We start from the raw sequence: 19,048 nt of genomic DNA, 5'->3' as shown, positions 1-19,048 counted from the left end.
CCGAGTGGCCGGCCCGGTCCGGGTGGCGTCCTCAGCCGCCGGCCGTGCCCTCCGCCGCGTCCTGCACTGCCTCCAGGGGCATCCGGATGTCCAGCACGCACACGTCGTCCCGCCGTTCGTCCGCCAGCATCGTCGCGAGCACGGCCTCCAGGGAGTCGGACCCGCCGGAGCCGTGCGTGCGCACCGCCTCGGCCAGCCGGTCGAAGCCCGCGTCGAGGCCCTCGCCGGGGCGTTCGACCAGGCCGTCGGTGTAGAGCAGCAGCCGGTCACCGGGTTCCAGCCGCAGTTCCAGCGACTCGTAGTCGGGCGCGGACATCGCGCCGAGCAGCATGCCGCCCGGCCGGTCGAGGAAGCGCACCTCGCCCCCGCGCACCAGCAGCGGCGGCGGGTGCCCGGCCTGCGCCCAGGCCAGGACGTGCCGGTCGGGGTCGTAGCGGGCCAGCACCATGGTGGCGGTGGTCTGGCTGTCGCGGGAGTGCAGCAGCAGCTGGTTGAGCCGCGCCAGTGCCCCGGTGAGCGAGGAGCCGGTGCTGACCATGCCCTTCGCGGTGAATCTCAGCTGGGCCATGGTGGCCACCGCGTCGATGCCGTGGCCCGCCACGTCACCGACCACGAACAGCGCGTCGGAGTTGGGCAGTTCGATGGCGCTGAACCAGTCGCCGCCGACGTGGATGCCGGACTGCGCGGGCAGGTAGGCGACCTCGACACGCAGCCCGGCCAGCTGGACGGGCTTGCTCGGCAGCGGGAGCAGGGCGTGCTGCAGCCGGGCCGCCAGGGCCCGCTCGGCCTGGAGGATGCCGCGCTGCAGGAGCATCGCGCGTTCGCTCTCCACCAGCGCGAGTTCCGCGCTGCGCTGCGCGGTGAGGTCCTGGACGAAGCTGTGCACCTCGACCGGGGTCCCGTCGGGTGCGTTGACGGCCTCCGCGACCATCCGCAGGTGCCGGACACCCGTGGGCGCCTCGATGCGGAACGGCGCGTCGAACGGCCGCCCCTCGCACACCAGTCCGTCGATCGCGCGGGCCAGCGGCCCGGTGTCCTCCGGCACGACCAGGCCCGGCAGTTCCTCCAGCGGCACCGGCCCCTGCCCGGGGTGCCGGCCGAGCACGGCGTACGTCTGCGCGGCCCAGGACGCCTCCTGCGTGAGCAGGTTCCAGTTCGCCCAGCCCAGGTTGCCGAGCCGCTGGACATCGGAGAGGCGCTGCTCCTGCCGCTCCGCCGGGTCGTGCCGCAGCCAGGTCACCACCAGGCCCTCGCCGAGCGGTGCCGCCCGCACCGTGTAGGTGGCGGTCACCGGCACGTCGTCGACCACGTCCTGGTAGGCGAACGGTTCGCCCTCGAAGGGGAGGCCGGTCTGCAACGCCCGCAGATAGCCCTGCCACAGCGGTTCGCCCGCGACGGACGGGTAGCTCTCCAGGATGTGCGAGCCGACCATCTCCCGGCCGGTCCGGCCGAACACGTCGACCGCCTCCGCGGTGGCGGCGTCGATGCGGTAGTCCTCCACCTCGCCGGAGGAGGCGCGCAGCGGGGTCAGCAGGATGACCGCGCCCGGCAGCGCGTCGAACACCGCCTGCACGGTCTGGGCGACATCGCCGGGCGCCCCGTTGCGCGGGCTGTCGAAGGCGCGCAGCCGGCCCGCGGACAGCCGGGCCACGGCCCGCAGCAGCTCCCGCTCACGCGGTGTGAACGGCCCGCTCCGCCGACGCAGCACCCCGAGGGCGACGTGCGCGGCGTCCCCGGCCGGCACGGGCAGCCAGGCCCGGCTGAGCCACCTCTCCGGGGGATCCCCGATGAGCAGGTACCGGCTGCGGTCCGCGGCGAGGTCGTCCAGCCAGACGGCTTCCCCGGACCGTACGACGCCCAGCGCGGGCACGCCGGTCAGCGGGGGCACGTGGCGCCACTGGGCGGCGAGGGCGGGCTCGATGCCGGCGCACCCGATGAGCCCCAGGCCGCCCTCGGGCAGCCGCTCGTACAGCATGACCGCGTCGGCGCCGGCCTCGGGCTTCAGGTGGCTCAGCAGGCAGCCGGCGAGTTCCTGCGGCGAGCCGACCGGGACCAGGTCGCGGCCGATCCAGGCGAGTACGTCCGCCAGGTCCGTGGTGCCGGCCGTGGGACTCCCGGCGGGGCCGGAGCGGCCGCCGGCGGTGACGGGTCCGAGGGCGGCGGGCGGCGGCGAGGCCAGGGCGGCGGGCGGCGGCGAGGCCGGGGCTGCGGGCGGTGTCCTGGGCGGCAGGGCGCCCAGGGTGAGCCAGCACTGTTCGAGGAGGGTGCGGTTACCGTCCCGGGCGCGCTGCGCCAGCTCGTCGTGGGCCGCGTCCGGGGTGCAGCCGGTGACGGCCATCAGCACGCCCTTGGCCCGCTCCAGGACGGCCGAGGTCGCGGCCAGGTCCCTCAGCCGTTCCATCTCCACGCGCTGCCGGGCGACGACCTTGGCCAGCGCCGCCAGCTCCGCGCCGGCGTCGCGGTCCACCGGGGGCAGAGACTCGCTCGTCACGCGTTGAGCATTGCACACATGGGGCCGTTCGATCACTCGTCTGCCGAGTCGGGATTCCCGTGACCTTCGGACGACACCCCCCTCGGGGGACCTGCGCAGGGCGCCGGGGGGTCAGCGGCCCGTGCCACGTCCGGCCAGTGCCTCGCTCACCGCGCGGACGCTGCGCGCGATGTGCTGCAGCTGGAGGACCTCCGCCGCGTACAGCTTGATCGTATGTTCGATCACCGATTCGGGCAGGCCGAGGACGGGCAGCTCGGCCCGCGCGGTCTGCAGCGCGGTCCGCGCGATCCGGATCTCCTGTTGCACCTGGATCTGCGCGTGCCGGGCGAGCAGAACCGGGTGCCGGATGAGCGCCGGGTAGCTCGCGTAGCGCGCGGGGATCAGATCGCGCAGCCACTTGGCCGCAGAGCGCTCCCAGTCGTACGAGCCCGGCGTCTTGACCTGACAGGGCCAGTCGGGGCTGATGCGCGTGCTGGTGAGAGTCATGATCATCGCTTCCGGTGTGCGGCGTCGTGAGGGTGGTCGACGGATTCGGGGCGGCCCCGGTCTAGGGGATGACCGGGACCGCCACGGGCGTGCCGCGCAGACGACACGCCCCGGTACACCCCGGGCGCCGACGTGGGTAGGGGACGGCGTCGGGGTGTCCGTGCGGGGCCCCGGACGCGGGGAACCGGTACTGCGTCCGCCGAGCAGTATTTATATATGCCGAGTGGTTTGCAAGGCGTATGAAAACATTCATGCGCGATATGCGGTGAATCATCCCCGTCCAGGGGGCTGGTGACCGCAAGATCTTCACGAATGCCCGGCGCGGCCGGAAGAACGGCCGGCCGGCGCGCTCAGTCCCTGAGGAAGAACTGGTGCTGCTCGGAGAGCTGCTCGTACTTCTCCAGCCGGGCCTGGGTGCGCTCCGGATCGGCGTCGGTCATGGCCTGGAGCAGCGCCGCGGCCAGCACGCCGGGCGCGGCGTAGGAGTCGAACACCAGCCGGGAGCCGGTGCCGGTGGCGAAGGTGATGTCGGCCTCGTCGGCCAGCGGCCCCAGCGCCAGGTCGGTCACCAGCGCGACCTTCAGACCCGCCCCGCGCGCCACCCGGACGGCCTGGAGCGTCTCCTGGGAGTGCCGGGGCATGGCGAAGGCCAGCACCCAGCTGCCGCCGGCCTCACGGGCCTGCAGCAGCGCGTCGTAGGCCACGCTGCCGCCGCGGGTCACCAGCCGTACGTCGGGGTGGATGCGGCGGGCGGCGTAGCCGAAGTACTCGGCGAGCGACACCGAGATGCGCAGGCCCAGCACGGTCAGCGGGGTGGAGCGGGACAGCTCGCGGCCGACGCGGATGACCCGGTCGGGGTCGGCGAAGTCCCGCCGCAGGTTCTCCAGGTTCTGGAGCTCGGCGTCGACGGCGGCCTGCAGCTCGTTGGCCCGGTCCTCCTCGCCCGGCCCGCCGGCCAGGCTGCTCAGCGCGATCGACTGGAGTTGCTCGCGCAGCGCGGGGTAGCCGCTGAAACCGACGGCGCCGGCGAAGCGGGTCACCGAGGGCTGGCTGACCCCCACCCGGTCCGCCAGCTCGGTGATCGACAGGAACGCGGCCTCGGTGAGGTGCTCGATCAGGTACTGGGCGATGCGCCGCTGCCCCGGCGACAGACGAGGCCCGTCGAAGAGTTCCCGCAGCCGGGAGGTCGGGGCGGCCTCGGCCTCGGGCGCCGTCTTGCCCGACGTGATCGCTGACGCCTGTGCGCGTGCCTGCTGCGGCGAGGGCACCGGTCGGCCTCCTTTGTCTGCCACGATCACTCAACATAGCTCACCGACCGCCGTGACCAGCGGGTTGGAGCAGTGGCCTCACCTCCGGTACAGGCTGATGGAACGGCCCACCGAGCCGACCGGCCGGCTGGTCGCGATCAGCTCGGCGAGCCGCCCGCGCGCCTTGGCGACGGAGGAGTCCGAGACCACCAGCAGCCCGTGCACCCGGTCCGGCGGCACCGTACGCGGATCGGCGGCGCGGATGCCGTAGTACGACGGCACGCCGCTGCCCTTGTACACCAGCCACACCCGCTCGCCGGGGTACCGCTCCCGGAGCCGGTCGGCGAGCCGCCCCAGGTCCTGTCCCCAGTCCACGTTCGAGTCGTGCAGCAGCCGGTGGGTGTGCGCCGTCCCGCCGAACGCCTCGTTCGCATACGGCAGGTAGTACGGGAACGTCCGCACCGAACTCACCGCCACCCACAGCACCAGCGCGCCCGTCAGCGGCCCCGCCCACCGCCGGCGCGGCCCGAGCACACAGGCCGCGGTCACCGCGCAGAACACCGGCACGAACAGCGCGTACCGGGTGCCGAAGTCCCGCGAACCCGTCATCGCCGCCGCCAGCAGGACCGCCGGCGGCAGGAGCAGGTACGGCGCCGCGGGCCGCAGCCGGCGCCGCGCCACGACCGCCACGGCACCGGCCCCGCCCAGCGCCAGCAGACCCAGCGGGGTCTTCACCAGCAGGGCGGCCGGCAGGTAGTACCAGAGCGAACCGGTGTACAGGTGCCCGAACAGGTACCCCTGCCAGGGGAGGCCCTCCAGCCCGAACTGCACCCGCATCCCGGCCCGGTAGGCCGGCGGCACCGGCAGCAGCTCCACCAGCCGCCCCCGCAGCCCGTGCACGGCCGGCACCGGCTCGGCGGGCAGGAACCGCAGCCGCGGGTCGACGGCCAGGTACACGGCCCACACGACGACGACCGCGACGACCGCCACGACGAGGGCACCCACGAGCGCCCCTACGCCCCGCCGCTCCACGAGCCGCCCCAGGACCGCCCGGGCGGACCGACGAGGGCCGGAGAGGGAAGGGCGGACGGGGGTGGAAGGGCCGGACGGGGAAGGTCCGGAGGGGGAAGGGACGGGGAGGGAGGCCCGGGACAGGAGGGGGAGCGGCGGTCGGTGCGCGGCCCACGCGGAGACCGCCGCCAGACCCATCACCACCGGCACCGCCGGCAGCGCGCTCATCTTGGTCGCCACGGCCGCGCCCAGGGCCGCACCCGCCGGCGGCAGGTACAGGACGGGGCGGCGCCGGGCCCGCCAGGCGAGCCAGGCCGAGGTCAGGACGGAAGCGGCCGCCGGCAGGTCCAGGGTGGCCAGCGAACCGTGGGCGATCACGTCGGGGGAGAAGGCGTACAGGGCCAGCGCGGCCGACCCGGCCGCCGTACCCGCCAGGTCCCGGGCGAACGCGAACACCACGAGCCCGCACAGCAGCGTCAGCACGATCACCGGCAGCCGCGCCCACAGCATCAGCCGCCAGGGGTCGTTGCCCGAGGCGTACAGCAGGTGCCGGCCCACCTCGCCCTGGCTGCCGGTGTACGACGGGTCGAAGTGCGGGTCCGCCACCGCCACCCCGACCGCGATCAGCAGCTTCCCGAGCGGCGGATGCTCGGGGTTGTAGCGCAGCCGGTGCTCGCGCAGATAGTCGGTGGCCGTCGCGACGTACACGGGCTCGTCGATCGTGGGGGTCTGCTGGACGGCCGTGGTGACCATCGCGGCGGCCATCTGCGCCAGCAGCAGGACCACCAGGAGCGGCACCAGCCACCGCCGGTGCCGCCGCAGCAGCGCGTACCGGCCGGCCGGGACCTGCCGTTCCGGCCGTGCGGGAGCCTCCGAGAGGAGGACCGGGTGCTGTTCGTGCGCCATCATCCGCCCAGCGGCCGCACCGGCCCCGCGGTGGCCGGCGGGCGCGGGGACCTGGTCATGGCTCCACTGTCGCACCGCGCCCGCCCCCGCGGCCGTCACCGCCGCACGAGTCGTACCGACAGACCCTCTGCCGTGTACACCGGTACGGCCCGCAGCCCCTCGGAGTTCACCTCGGTCCGCTCGAACCTCCCGGCACGCCTCGGCGCGGCCGGAACCGGCAGGGTGCTGCCCGCGGCCGGCGGCCGTTCGGCGACCAGCCGCACCGCCCAGCACCGCCGGGCACCGCCCGGTGGCCGGCCGTCGGCGGCGCCTTGCCGCCGGCCCGCACGGTGACCTCCAACGCGCCCGGCTCCTGGGCGCGGGCGCCGTGGACCCGGCCGGGCAGGCCCCGGCGACCGGTGGGCGCGCGGGGCGTGAACGCGCGGCCCGCGGCGCACGGAACCGAACGCCGGCCCCGGCACCGCACCCGTGCGTCAGCGCAGTACGCCGGCCGGCACGACCAGGTCCGCGCGCTCCCGTGTCGTCGCGACCAGGTCGGCGTTGCGCTGGTCGATGCCCCGCACCCAGGCCACGGCCGCCGCGTGCTCCTTGCCGAACTCCTCGTGCCGGGCGACCAGTCGGTGGACCCGCTCCTCCTCGTCCATCTCGCAGAACCACACCTCGTCCAGGCAGGGCCGCACCCGCGCCCACGAACCTTCCCGCAGCAGAAGGTAGTTGCCCTCGGTCACCACCAGCCGGGCCTGCGGCGGCACCGGGATCGCGCCGGCGACCGGCTGCTCCAGCACCCGCTCGAAGCCCGGCGCGTACACCACGTCGTCGGTCTCCTCGCGCAGCCGCCGCAGCAGCGCCGCGTACCCGCCCGCGTCGAAGGTGTCCGGCGCGCCCTTGCGGTCACGGCGGCCCAGCCGGTCCAGTTCGGCGTCGGCGAGGTGGAAGCCGTCCATGGGCACGTGCGCCGCCCAGGGCGGTCCGTCACCGTTCAGGGCGGCCACCAGGCGCTCGGCCAGGGTCGTCTTGCCCGCGCCGGGACTCCCCGCGATACCGAGCAGGGCCCGCCGGCCGCTCCGGGGGAGGGCGCGGGCGCGGGCGAGGAGACCGTCGAAGGTCAGCGGAAGGGGGCCGGACGTCGGAGGCACGGAGTGGGGGGTCGTAGAGCGGGAGGTCGAGGGTGCGGAGTCGGGGGTCGTGGACGCGGAGTGGGAGGGCGTAGGCGCGGAATCGGAGGAGGGAGGCACGGAATCGGAGGAGGGAGGCACGGAGCCGGAGTTCGGTGGCACACAGGAGAGTGTGGCACCGACCGTCCGCGCGGCATGTGGCGTGCGCCACTCGCTGGAGCGCTCCGGACGGGGAACAGTCCCCGGTATGAGTCAGCTCGGTCTGCCCGACACCATCCAGGCCTGCCTGTTCGACCTCGACGGGGTCGTCACCAAGACGGCCGTCGTGCACGCGGCGGCGTGGAAGGAGACGTTCGACGCCTTCCTGCGCGCCTACGAGGGCGAGCAGGGACGGCCGTTCGACACCGTCGCCGACTACGACGAGTACGTCGACGGCCGCCCCCGCGCCGACGGCGTCCGCGCCTTCCTCGCCTCGCGCGGCATCCACCTGCCCGAGGGCGGCCCCGGCGACCCGCCGGACGCCCGCACCGTCCACGGCCTCGGCAACCGCAAGAACGAGCTGCTGCTGGAGCGGATCCGCACCGGCGGGGTCGAGGCCTACGAGGGCACCCTGCGCTATCTGGAGGCGGTCCGCGCCGCGGGCCTGCGCACCGCGATCGTCTCCTCCAGCGCCAACTGCCGCGACGTGCTGCGCTCCATCGACGCCGAGCACTTCTTCGACGTACGCATCGACGGCGTGGTGGCCGTCGAGCGGAACCTGCCGGGCAAGCCGCACCCCGACACCTTCCTCGCCGCCGCCCGGGACCTGGGCGTCGAGGCGTCCCGCGCGGCCGTCTTCGAGGACGCGCTGGCCGGCATGGACGCGGGCCGCGCGGGCCGCTTCGGATACGTCGTGGGCGTGGACCGGACGGGCCAGACCGACGCGCTGTACGCGCACGGCGCCGACACCGTCGTGAAGGACCTCGCCGAACTCGGAGGCAAGCAGTGATCACCGACCGGTCGTACGCCGTCGAACCGTGGACCGTCCGCGAGACCGCGCTCGACCTCGACGTCCTCGCTCAGAGCGAGTCGGTGTTCGCCCTCTCCAACGGGCACGTCGGCTGGCGCGGCAACCTCGACGAGGGCGAACCCCACGGTCTGCCGGGCAGTTACCTCAACGGCGTCCACGAGGTCCACCCGCTGCCGTACGCGGAAGCCGGCTACGGCTACCCGGAGTCCGGGCAGACCGTCATCGACGTCACCAACGGCAAGGTCCTGCGGCTGCTCGTGGACGACGAGCCGTTCGACCTGCGCTACGGCCGGCTCGTCGCCCACGAGCGCGTCCTCGACCTGCGCCGCGGGGTGCTGGAACGGACCTGCGAGTGGATCTCGCCGGCCGGCTCCACGGTCCGGGTGCGCTCCACCCGGCTGGTGTCGCTGACCCAGCGGGCGATCGCCGCCGTGGCCTACGAGGTGGAGGCCGTCGACAGCCGCAGCCGCGTGGTGATCCAGTCGGAGCTGGTCGCCAACGAGAGCCTGCCCGAACCCGACGGCGACCCGCGCGCGGCGCGGGCCCTCAAGTCACCGCTGGAGCAGGAGGACGGCTTCGCCGGCGGAAACCGGCTGCGGCTGGTGCACCGCACCCGGCGCAGCGGGCTCAGGGTCGCCGTGGCCGCCGACCACGTCGTCACCGGCCCCGACCGCACCACCACCAGCAGCGAGAGCAGCACCGACGTCGCCCGGCTCACCGTCACCTCCGTGCTGGAGCCCGGCCAGACGCTGCGGGTGGAGAAACTGGTCGCGCACGGCTGGTCCGGCACCCGGTCGCTGCCCGCCATGGCCGACCAGGTCGACGCCGCGCTCGCCGCGGCCGGCCACGACGGCTGGCAGGGTCTGCTCGACGGTCAGCGGGCCTGCCTGGACGACTTCTGGGCCCGTGCCGACGTCGAGGTGGAGGGCGACGAGGAGATCCAGCAGGCCGTCCGCTTCGCGCTGTTCCACGTCCTGCAGGCCGGCGCCCGCGCCGAGCGGCGCGCCATCCCGGCCAAGGGACTGACCGGCTCCGGCTACGACGGGCACGCGTTCTGGGACACCGAGATGTTCGTCCTGCCCGTCCTCACCCACACCGCGCCCGCCGCCGTCGCCGAGGCACTGCGCTGGCGCCACAGCACCCTGGACGAGGCCCGCGAACGCGCGGTGCAACTGGGGCTCGCCGGGGCCGCGTTCCCCTGGCGGACCATCGCGGGACCGGAGGGCTCCGCGTACTGGCCGGCCGGCACCGCCGCCTTCCACGTGAACGCCGGCATAGCCGACGCCGTCGTCCGCTACGTCGCGGCCACCGATGACACCGCCTTCGAACGGGAGACCGGCGTGGAGCTGCTGGTCGAGACCGCCCGGCTGTGGCGGTCGCTGGGCCACCACGACACCCACGGCGTCTTCCACCTCGACGGCGTCACCGGCCCCGACGAATACAGCGCGGTCGCCGACGACAACACGTACACCAACCTGATGGCCCGCCAGAACCTGCGCGCCGCGGCCGAAGCCGTGGAACGCCACCCGGCCGAGGCGCGGCGGCTCGGGGTGGACGAGGAGGAGAGCGCGGCCTGGCGGGACGCCGCCGACGCCATGCACATCCCCTACAACGCCGAACTCGGCGTTCACGAACAGCACGCCGGGTTCACCCGCTACCAGCGCTGGGACTTCGAGGGCACCCGCCCCGACCAGTACCCGCTGCTGCTGCACTTCCCCTACTTCGACCTCTACCGCAAGCAGGTCGTCAAACAGGCCGACCTGGTGCTGGCCATGTACACGTGCGGCGACTGGTTCGAGGAGAAGTACGGCGAGGAGCAGATCGCCCGGAACTTCGCCTACTACGAGCCGCTGACCGTCCGCGACTCCTCCCTGTCCGCCTGCTGCCAGGCCGTCGTCGCCGCCCGGACCGGCCACCTGGACCTCGCCTACGCCTACACCACCGAGGCCGCGCTGATGGACCTCCATGACCTGGAGCACAACACCAGGGACGGGCTGCACATCGCCTCGCTCGCGGGCACCTGGATGGCACTGGTCGCGGGCTTCGGCGGGATGCGGCGCGTCGGCGAGCGGCTGCGGTTCGCGCCCCGGCTGCCCGAGCGGCTGCGCCGGCTCGCCTTCCACGTCCAGTTCCGCGGACGCCGGCTGCGCGTGGACATCGGCGCGGACAAGGTGACGTACGCGCTGCTGGACGGGCCGCCGCTGACGCTGGGCCACCACGGCGAGTCGCTGGAGGTCACCGTCGACGAACCGGCCGTCCGGGCCGTACCGCCGGTGATCCGCCGGCCCGCTCCCGAACAGCCGCCGCACCGGGCGCCGAACGGCGGCTGAACCCCGTCCTCCGCGTGGGTCCGGACCGGCCTCAGGCACCCCCTGCGGCCGTGTCCGGGCTCACCGCTCCGCCGGCGGGGCCGTCCCCGTCCGCGGTTCCGGTTCCGTCTCGACCCGCGATTCCGTTGCCGGTTCCGTCTCCGTCTGGGGCTCGCCGTGCGGTCTCCGGTTCGGTTCGGTCTTCGCTTCCGTGTCCGCTTCGGCCTGCGGTTCGCTCTCCGTTCCGGTCTTCGTTCCGGTCTCCGCGGAGCAGCTCGCGCAGGGCCCGCTCCTCCTCGGCGCTCAGGCCGGTCACGAAGTGCCGGAGCGCCGCGATCGGGTCCGGGCCACGGTCCAGGGCCTCGTGCATCGCCGCGGCGGTCGTCTCGGCCGCGTCCCTCGCCGCCCGGTACGCGCCGCGCCGCCCGTCGGCGCCCCGCCGGACCAGCCCCTTGTCGTACAGGCGGGTGAGGATGGTGTGGACCGTGTTGTACGCGAGTCCGCCGCCGATCTCCTGCTGGATCTCCGCGGGGGTCAGCGGTCGCTCGGTGGCCCAGAGGGCGGCCAGCACCTCACTCTCCAGCTCCCCGGCGCCGCGCCGCTCCGCCCTGCCGCGGGACCCTGTGCCAGCCATGCCCCAACCTTACAGCGCGTAGGGCCGTCGGCCGGATGGCCCTGTCCGCCGGGTCGCGCGGGGCGGGCGGCGTTAGGTTGGCCGTGATTCCCGGAGGGTGGTCATGGCCGGCAGTGCGCACGCGACACTGGACGCGGCGAGCCGTGAGGGCGCGCGCCGCTCGTCCGTTGGTTCCCTGCGCGCCGTCCGGCCGCCGGCGGCCGTCGCCGCGGTCTTCACCCTGGCCCAACTGGTCCTCGTGGGCCCGGGGCTGGGGCTCGGCTGGGACGAGACGGTGTACGTCAGCCAGGTCAGCGGACACGCGCCCGCCTCCTTCTTCAGCGCACCCCGAGCGCGGGGCGTCTCCCTGCTGGTCGCGCCGGTCGCGTCCTGGTCGTCGTCCACCGCCCTGCTGCGCGTCTACCTCGCCGTCCTCTCCGGCCTCGCCCTGTTCCTGGCGCTGCGGGCCTGGCGCGGGCTCCTCCCGGGCCGCGTACTCGCCCTCGCCGGCGCCCTGTTCGCCTCCCTGTGGGTGACCCTGTTCTACGGCCCGCAGGCCATGCCCAACTACTGGGTCGCCGTGGCCGCCCTGGCCGCCGTCGGCTGCTTCCTGCGCGCTCCCGCCGAGCGGGCCGCGCTGTGGGGTCTGGCGGGCAGCGCGGTGCTCATGGCGTGGATGCGGCCGGTGGACGCGGTGTGGGCGGCCCTGCCCCTGCTCGCCGCCGGCCTGTCCCGCCGCCACCGGCGGGCGCTGCTCGTCCTGATCACCGGGCTCGCGGCCGGCGCCGCGGAGTGGGTGATCGAGGCGTACACGAGCTACGGCGGTCTGGCGCGCCGGCTGTCCGACGGCTCGCGGATCCAGGGCGGCCTCGGCTGGCACCTCGCCGTCGTGGACCAGCTGCGCAGCCTGGGCGGGCGCACGCTGTGCCGGCCGTGCACCGGCGCCCTGCCGCACCCCCTGCTCACCTTCTGGTGGTTCGCGCTTCCCCTGCTCGCCGTGCTCGCCCTCGCGGTCACCGCACGGGCCCGGCGTACGCCGCCCACGGCCCTGCCGCTCGCCTGCGCGGCGACCGCCGCGTTCCCCTACCTGTTCCTGATCGGCTACGCGGCCCCCCGCTTCCTCCTCCCCGCCTACGCCCTCCTCGCGCTCCCCGCCGCCACCACCCTCACCCACCTGCTGGCACCTTCCTCCCTCCGGACCGAGGGCGAGGCGAGGCGCCCGGCCGGCGGCCGGACCCCGTCGTGGCCCGGCCGCCCGGCCCGGCACCCGGATGCGAGCGGGGCCCGCCGTCTCCCGGACGGTCCGGACCAGGGGTCCGACCGGCGCCCGGCCCAGCCCGCGGCCACGGCCCACCCCCCGGCCTCACCTCCGGCCGCCCGGCCCTCGCCCCGGCACCCGTCCCGGCACCCGCTCGTCACCGTGCTGGTCTGTGCCGCGCTCGTCGCTCACCTCGCGGTGCAGCTCGCCGTGCTGGTGCACACGGTCGGCAAGACCGCCGCGGCCCACCGTGCGTGGGCCCGTACCGCGGCCGAGCTGGGGCGGCGGGGGATCCGGCCGCCCTGTCTGGTGACCGGGCACGAGGCCATTCCGGTCGCCTTCGCCGCCGGGTGCTCCTCGGGCGCGACGGCCGGGCCCAACGCGAACACCACCGAGGACGGCATCGTCCGGACCACCCGGCGGATGCCGGTCGCCACGCTGGTGCCGGCCGGGTCCGCACCGCCCGGTTACGCCCACGACTGGCCGTCCGAAGCCGTCGGCGCGGTCCGGCTGTACTACGTCCTCCCGAGCGCCGGCCGATGACGGCCCCGGCCGGACGCACCGCTACCGCCGGCCGTCGGCGCGCCCACGTACAGGCCGGCGCCCGCATCGCCCTTCCGTCCGGCGCGCCGTACCCGGCCGGCGGCACTGGCCCGCCGTCGAGAGCGGGACGGGGCGGCCCACGGTCGCCGGCCAGGGGCCGGCCGCGGCCCGGCGCGTCCACGGCCCCGACCGCGACCGAGACCGCGCCCACGGCCCCGACCGCGACCCGGGGCGCCCCGCAGAAGCCGCGCCGTGGGACGGACCTGATCCGCTGGGAGGCGGCCCTCCTCAAGCTCCAGGCGCTGTACGACGCGGCGGACGACGACTCGGCCACCGGCCGGCCGGACCTCGCCCACCAGTCGGCCCGGCCCTCGGTCGCCGGGCCCTCCCCGTCGCCTCGGTCATCACCGAGGACGGCTCCGAGCGGTCGCCGGAGACGGTGGCCGGAAACGGGAGCCGGAGCAGCTCGGCCGGGACACCGTCCGGCAGCGCACCGGCTGCCCGGACGGCCCGCACGCCACCCTGTGACCGCCCGACGCCACTCTCTGACCGCCCCACGACCGCCTTTCCCTCCCCATGGGAAAGGCCTGCCGCGCCCTTTACTGCACATATGTTGCAGCTGCGGATGCATGGCACAAGGCTGTGGACGGCCGTCCCTGATCCCGCTCCGCACCTCCCCGCCCGGGCCGGCACCCTCACCGCCCGGCCCGGCACCGCGTCCGAGGCTCCCGACGCGGCAGGAGTGGATCAGGGTCGGCGGGACGGCCGTTCGGTGCTCGCGTCAGCGAGCGCCGGCCGGCCCGTCCCGGCGCCGAGGGGGTTAACGGCCCGGTCACGGGAAACGCGGACCAGGACCGTCCGCGAGCCCGAAGGAGGCGACCATGAGCGACCAGCAGTCCGAGCAGACCCCGATGGCCGACGACGCATACCAGCCCACCGGCACCAACGAGGAACAGGAGGACGCCGGTCCCCTCGACCTGCAGGACGCGGTCGGCGAACGCACCTACGACGACATCCTCGACGAGGGCTACTCCCCGCCCGAACGCCCCCTCGGCGTCACCCGGCACGGCACCACCGCCGCCGAGCAGCACGCGGGGGAGACCCTGGACCAACGGCTCGGCCAGGAGGTCCCCGACGTGACCCCGCCGGCCGGCGACGAGATCGGCGACCTGCCCGGCGGCGAGGGCGAGCCGGTCGACCCGGAGGCGGGCGAGCCCCGCGCCGGCCGCCTGGTGGCTCCCGACGAGGGCGCCCACACCGACACCACCAAGGAGGAGGTCGCCCGCGACGTCGGCATCGACGGCGGAGCAGCCGGCGCCGAGGAGGCCGCGATGCACGTGATCCCGGACGAGAGCGAACTGCCGGAGTGAGCGCACACGGCACCGGCCGGGCGTGCGCACGCCCGGCCGGTGCCCCCGTTGGTGTCCCTGAGTTCCCCGGACCGCCCTAGGGGAGCAGCCTCTCGATGGCCGCCGGGCCCTCCGACGCCAGCTTGCGACGCGCCCAGTCGAGGGTCTTCGGTGTGACGTCCCTGCCCGCCGCCATCACCAGGTCCTCAGGGGTGACGTCCCCGGGGGGCGCGGAGTGGAGCAGGGCGTCCGGGGTGCAGACGTCGTCCGACGAACGGGACTCTTCGGGTGTGGATGTCGACATGATGCCTCCTCCTCGGTCCGGATGACCGCATCCGTGCCGGTGCCTGTCGAAACGAGGCACACTCTCACCATTCCCCTCCACGGCGCAGCCTGCATCTCCAGGCGCGTCGGGAGCGGGTGCGGAGCGCGTTCCCACGCCACTCGGAACCACTCGCTCCTAAGCTGGAAACACCCGTACCCGTCGCACACCGCACCGCACCGCTCACCGGAGCGGACCGCACCGCACACCGCACCTCACCCTCACCGGACCGCACCGCACACCGCACCGCTCACCGGGAGGCCGTCGATGGCCGAGACCGTGTATCCCGAGCACGCCACCCGCACCCCCGGCTGCCTGCCCATCGCCGAGCACGGGCTCATCGGCGACCTGCGCACGGTGGCCCTGGTCGGCAGCAACGGCACGATCGACTGGTACTGCTGCCCCGCCTTCGACTCCCCGAGCGTCTTCGCGGCCGTCCTCGACGCCGAGCGCGGCGGCTGCTTCGAGCTGGCCGCCGCCGTACCGGCCCGGACCAAGCAGTTCTACTTCCCCGACACCAACGTGCTGATCACCCGGTTCTTCACCGAGGAGGGCGTCGGCGAGGTGCAGGACTTCATGCCGGTCGCCGACGACGCACGCGGCGAGGCGGGACGGCACCGGCTGATCCGGCGCGTGGTGTGCGTCCGCGGCACCGTCCCGTTCCGCGCCCTGGTGGCCCCCCGCTTCGACTACGGCGCCGCCCCGCACACCCTGACCGACCTTGACGGCATGGTCCTGTTCGAGTCCCCCGGCCAGTCGCTGGCGCTCACCTCCACCGTGGCCCTGGAGTGCGACGCGCGGGACGCCCGCGCCGACTTCAAACTCGCCGAGGGCGAGTCCGCGGTGTTCGCCCTCGACCAGGTCACCGGCCAGGTCACCCCGCGCGGCTGCGCCCACGCCGAGGCGGAGCACCAGTTCAACGCCACGGTCGCCTACTGGCGGCGCTGGCTGCACCAGTCCCGCTACCGGGGCCGCTGGCGCGAGATGGTGCACCGCTCCGCGCTCACCCTGAAACTCCTCACCTACGCCCCCACCGGCGCCATCGTCGCCGCCCCCACCACCAGCCTGCCCGAACAACTCGGCGGCGAGCGGAACTGGGACTACAGGTACGTGTGGGTGCGCGACGCCGCCTTCGCCGTGTACGCGCTGCTGCGGCTCGGCTTCACCGGGGAAGCCGAGGCGTTCATGGGGTTCGTCACCACCCACATCAGCCCCGGCTGCCGCGACGGCTCCGGCCCACTGCAGATCATGTACGGCATCGACGGCCGCACCGACCTGCCCGAACGCGAACTGCCGCACCTCACCGGCCACCAGGGTTCGGCCCCGGTCCGGGTCGGCAACGCCGCCGTCGGCCAGCTCCAGCTCGACATCTACGGCGCCCTGATCGACTCCATCTACCTCTACGACAAGTGGGCCCAGCCCATCTCCAGCGGCCAGTGGGACGACGTGTGCCACCTGGTCGACTGGGTGTGCGACCACTGGGACCAGCCCGACGAGGGCGTGTGGGAGACCCGCGGCGGACGCAAGGAGTTCCTGTACTCACGGCTGATGTGCTGGGTCGCGATCGAGCGGGCCATCCGCCTCGCCACCCACCGCGGGCTGCCCGCCGACCACCGGCGCTGGCGCCAGGCCCGCGACGCCATCTACCGGCGGATCATGGACCGCGGCTGGTCGGAGCGCCGGCGCGCCTTCGTGCAGTACGAGGGCGGGGACGTCCTGGACGCCTCCCTGCTGATGATGCCGCTCGCCAAGTTCATCGCCCCCACCGACCCCAAGTGGCTGTCCACCCTGGACGCCCTCACCGAGGACCTGGTCTCCGACTCGCTCGTCTACCGCTACGACCCCCAGGCCAGCCCCGACGGGCTCCGCGGCGACGAGGGCACGTTCTCCATCTGCTCGTTCTGGTACGTCGAGGCGCTCGTCCGGGCCGGCCGGCTCGACGAGGCCCGGCTGGCCTTCGAGAAGATGCTCACCTACGCCAACCACCTCGGCCTGTACGCCGAGGAGATCGGCCGCACCGGCGAGCAGCAGGGCAACTTCCCGCAGGCGTTCACCCATCTCTCCCTCATCAGCGCCGCCTTCAACCTGGACCGCGCCCTCGGCTGACGCCCGCCGTACCCCCGGCCCGGCGATGATCTGTCACCGCCCCGTCACAGACCGTCCGCGCCCCACAACCACCCCCGCCCCCGCCGGGTCGAACCATGCGCCGGTCCGACCGACCGGTCACCGTCCACCTGGCGACCCGTCCATCACTCCGGGGGCAACAGACATGACCGCAATCACCCGTCGCACCGCAGGCTCCGCTGCCGTCACGGCGGCCTCCTTCCTGCTGCTGGCCTCGGCGGGCATCCTCGCCGCCCCGGCCGCGTTCGCCGGCGCGCCCGGCGGCACCGCGGCCGCCGACCGCAACAGCGACTTCGACGGCGACGGCTACACGGACCTGCTCACCGGTGTTCCCGAGGGCACCGTCGACGGCAAGGAGGGCGCCGGCTACGTCACCGTCCAGTACGGCGCCCCGAACGGCATCGGCACCCGCGCCACCGTTCCCAGGGGGCGGGTCCAGGTGCTCAGCCAGTCCACCCGGGGCGTGCCCGGCACCTCCGAGGCCTGGGACGACTTCGGGCAGACCGTCGCCAGCGGCGACCTGGACGGCGACGGCTACGACGACGCCGTGATCGGCGCGCCCGGCGAGGACGAGGGACGCGTCGCCGACGCGGGCCGGGTGACCGTCCTGTACGGCTCGAAGAAGGGCCTCGGCGCCGAGCGGACCGCCTCGGTGACAGCCGCGAAACCCGCCGCCGGCGCCCGCTTCGGCCTCGCCGCGGCCGCCGCCCGGTTCACCGGGGACGTGGACTCCGACCAGCTCGTGGTGGTCGACCAGAAGGTGGGCCTCACCGCGTTCACCTGGCACGCGGGCGTCCTGCGCCGGGTCGGCGCCCCGCACTCCGCCGGCCACCGGCTCCAGCCCGGCTACGTCACCACCGGCGACTACGACCACAACGGCTTCGCCGACCTCGTCGTCTCCGGCTACAGCCCCGACGACGACTACACCAAGGGCTGGTCGGCCTACTACGCGGGCGGCCCGGAGGGTCTCGCCTACCGGCGCGACCTGCACGGCGGTCTCGGTTCGGCCTCCGGCGACATCGACCGCGACGGATACGACGACCTGGTGGTGGGCCGGCTCAGCGCCGCCGACGAGGCCGCCGGCGACGCGAACGCCCCCGGCGGCCTCGTCGCCGTCTACTACGGCGGCGCGCACGGCCCCGCCGGCACCCAGGGCCCCGGCACCGCCCCGCAGTGGTGGTCGCAGAACTCCCCGGGCGTCCCGGGCACCGCCGAGCGGGGCGACGCATGGGGCGCCGACCTGTCCGTGGCCGACGTGAACGGCGACGGCTACGCGGACCTGGCGGTCGGCGCGCCCGGCGAGGACGTCGGCGGCGTCGCCGACGCGGGCGCCGTGTGGCTGCTCCGCGGCACCCGCACCGGTCTCACCGGCACCCGCGCCCAGTCCTTCGACCAGAACACCCCGCACGTCCCCGGCACCGCCGAGACCGACGACGCCTGGGGTGCCCAGGTCCGCCTCGCCGACACCGACGGCGACGGCCGCGCCGAACTCCTCGCCGCGGCACCCGGCGAGAACGCGGGCGACGGCGCGCTGTGGCTGCTCCCCGCGAGCCGCGGCGGACTGCTCGCCGACGGCTCCTGGTCCTACGGCGCCGCCTCCCTCGGCGCACCCGCCCACGGAGCCCGCTTCGGCGCCGTGGTCGACGAGTAGGACCGGTCACCCGATCGGGCGGTGTGTCCGCAGGTCGCACGGGTACCCGGCGTGCCGACAAGCGGAACCGACACAGGGTCCACCGAAGGAGGACACCTCGGATGACCAGCAGCAGCGAGACCGGCGACGTCACCGGCACCCGTGACAAGGACTACAACCTCATCTGGTACGTCGAGGCGTGCCTGAGCAACGCCCTGCGCCTGGAGCAGTACATCCAGGACGCCGAGCGCGACAAGGACAACGAGGTCGTGGAGCTGTTCCGCAAGGCCCAGTCCGACAGCCGCAAGGGTGCCGAAATGGGCAAGCAGTTGCTGCGCTCCCGGCTCAGCGGCGGCTGACCGCCGCCCCGCTCAGGCGAACCGGCAACCGGGAACGGGCCCGGCGGACCGCACACGCGCCCGGTCACCGCGCAGCCACGTGCCGGCCACGGCCGAGGCGAACGCGGCGAACCCGGCGTCGTCGTCCGCCGGGCCGCCGGCGTCCCGACCCCCTCACCGTCATCGGCCGGGTCCGCGCCGGTGACCCCGGCGGCGGCCTCCGCCTCCGGACGGTCGTCCGCCGGCCCCCGTTCGCGAGCCGCCCACCGGCGCCCCGGCCGCAGTCGCTCGCCCCAC

The 19,048-nt window shown here is 74.7% G+C and carries 13 protein-coding genes and 1 pseudogene; 7 read left to right on the top strand and 7 right to left on the bottom strand.

Features of this window, described 5'->3' with window-relative positions; translation table 11 throughout:
- Positions 1–31: 31 nt before the first annotated feature.
- The 5 genes from ACZ7N4_RS07455 to ACZ7N4_RS07435 all read right to left on the bottom strand — a co-directional run bounded on the left by ACZ7N4_RS07455 (position 32) and on the right by ACZ7N4_RS07435 (position 7,277).
- On the bottom strand, positions 32–2,401 hold the full coding sequence (locus ACZ7N4_RS07455; protein WP_471355131.1) for a SpoIIE family protein phosphatase: 2,370 nt from the start codon (positions 2,399–2,401) through the stop codon (positions 32–34).
- A 201-nt stretch (positions 2,402–2,602) separates the two neighbouring features.
- Positions 2,603–2,983 (bottom strand): hypothetical protein, encoded by a 381-nt coding sequence (locus ACZ7N4_RS07450; protein ID WP_471354808.1) that lies wholly within the window; start codon positions 2,981–2,983, stop codon positions 2,603–2,605.
- Positions 2,984–3,327: 344 nt separating this feature from the next.
- A complete protein-coding gene (locus ACZ7N4_RS07445; RefSeq protein ID WP_471354807.1) occupies positions 3,328–4,245 on the bottom strand; it encodes a MurR/RpiR family transcriptional regulator in 918 nt (305 codons plus the stop codon).
- A 78-nt stretch (positions 4,246–4,323) separates the two neighbouring features.
- The gene (locus ACZ7N4_RS07440) at positions 4,324–6,144 is read right to left on the bottom strand and encodes a phospholipid carrier-dependent glycosyltransferase (protein ID WP_471354804.1); all 1,821 of its coding nucleotides are present in this window, start codon (positions 6,142–6,144) and stop codon (positions 4,324–4,326) included.
- Between the two features lie 470 nt (positions 6,145–6,614).
- Positions 6,615–7,277 (bottom strand): nucleoside/nucleotide kinase family protein, encoded by a 663-nt coding sequence (locus ACZ7N4_RS07435; RefSeq protein ID WP_471354802.1) that lies wholly within the window; start codon positions 7,275–7,277, stop codon positions 6,615–6,617.
- A gap of 226 nt (positions 7,278–7,503) precedes the next feature.
- Here ACZ7N4_RS07435 and ACZ7N4_RS07430 point away from each other — a divergent pair, with 226 nt between their 5' ends.
- Together ACZ7N4_RS07430 and ACZ7N4_RS07425 are read left to right on the top strand one after the other, a co-directional pair.
- Positions 7,504–8,244 (top strand): HAD family hydrolase, encoded by a 741-nt coding sequence (locus tag ACZ7N4_RS07430; protein ID WP_471354800.1) that lies wholly within the window; start codon positions 7,504–7,506, stop codon positions 8,242–8,244.
- A complete protein-coding gene (locus ACZ7N4_RS07425; RefSeq protein WP_471354798.1) occupies positions 8,241–10,595 on the top strand; it encodes a glycoside hydrolase family 65 protein in 2,355 nt (784 codons plus the stop codon). The genes ACZ7N4_RS07430 and ACZ7N4_RS07425 overlap by 4 nt, the downstream gene beginning before the upstream one ends.
- A 241-nt stretch (positions 10,596–10,836) precedes the next feature.
- Here the strand turns inward: ACZ7N4_RS07425 and ACZ7N4_RS07420 are convergent.
- Positions 10,837–11,208 (bottom strand): annotated as a pseudogene (locus ACZ7N4_RS07420) (BlaI/MecI/CopY family transcriptional regulator); the annotation flags it as partial.
- 103 nt (positions 11,209–11,311) lie between these two features.
- Between ACZ7N4_RS07420 and ACZ7N4_RS07415 the strand changes: the two are divergent.
- Together ACZ7N4_RS07415 and ACZ7N4_RS07410 are read left to right on the top strand one after the other, a co-directional pair.
- Positions 11,312–12,988 carry a hypothetical protein gene (locus tag ACZ7N4_RS07415; RefSeq protein WP_471354796.1) on the top strand — a complete coding sequence of 559 codons (1,677 nt, stop codon included), beginning with the start codon at positions 11,312–11,314 and terminating at the stop codon, positions 12,986–12,988.
- 881 nt (positions 12,989–13,869) lie between these two features.
- On the top strand, positions 13,870–14,358 hold the full coding sequence (locus ACZ7N4_RS07410) for a DUF5709 domain-containing protein (RefSeq protein ID WP_471354794.1): 489 nt from the start codon (positions 13,870–13,872) through the stop codon (positions 14,356–14,358).
- Between the two features lie 76 nt (positions 14,359–14,434).
- Here the strand turns inward: ACZ7N4_RS07410 and ACZ7N4_RS07405 are convergent, their stop codons facing one another.
- Positions 14,435–14,641: a hypothetical protein gene (locus ACZ7N4_RS07405; RefSeq protein ID WP_471354792.1), complete on the bottom strand. Its 207-nt coding sequence runs from the start codon at positions 14,639–14,641 to the stop codon at positions 14,435–14,437.
- Positions 14,642–14,926: 285 nt separating this feature from the next.
- Between ACZ7N4_RS07405 and ACZ7N4_RS07400 the strand changes: the two genes are divergently transcribed.
- From ACZ7N4_RS07400 to ACZ7N4_RS07390, 3 genes are all read left to right on the top strand, one after another.
- Positions 14,927–16,765: a glycoside hydrolase family 15 protein gene (locus tag ACZ7N4_RS07400; protein WP_471354790.1), complete on the top strand. Its 1,839-nt coding sequence runs from the start codon at positions 14,927–14,929 to the stop codon at positions 16,763–16,765.
- A 163-nt stretch (positions 16,766–16,928) separates the two neighbouring features.
- Positions 16,929–18,434, top strand: a complete 1,506-nt coding sequence (locus ACZ7N4_RS07395; protein ID WP_471354788.1) for an esterase — start codon at positions 16,929–16,931, stop codon at positions 18,432–18,434.
- Between the two features lie 101 nt (positions 18,435–18,535).
- Positions 18,536–18,772, top strand: a complete 237-nt coding sequence (locus ACZ7N4_RS07390; protein ID WP_471354786.1) for a hypothetical protein — start codon at positions 18,536–18,538, stop codon at positions 18,770–18,772.
- Positions 18,773–19,048: the final 276 nt, after the last annotated feature.

This window comes from Streptomyces sp. NPDC107654 (assembly GCF_055639035.1).
This window is presented reverse-complemented; position numbering and strand designations above follow the sequence as displayed.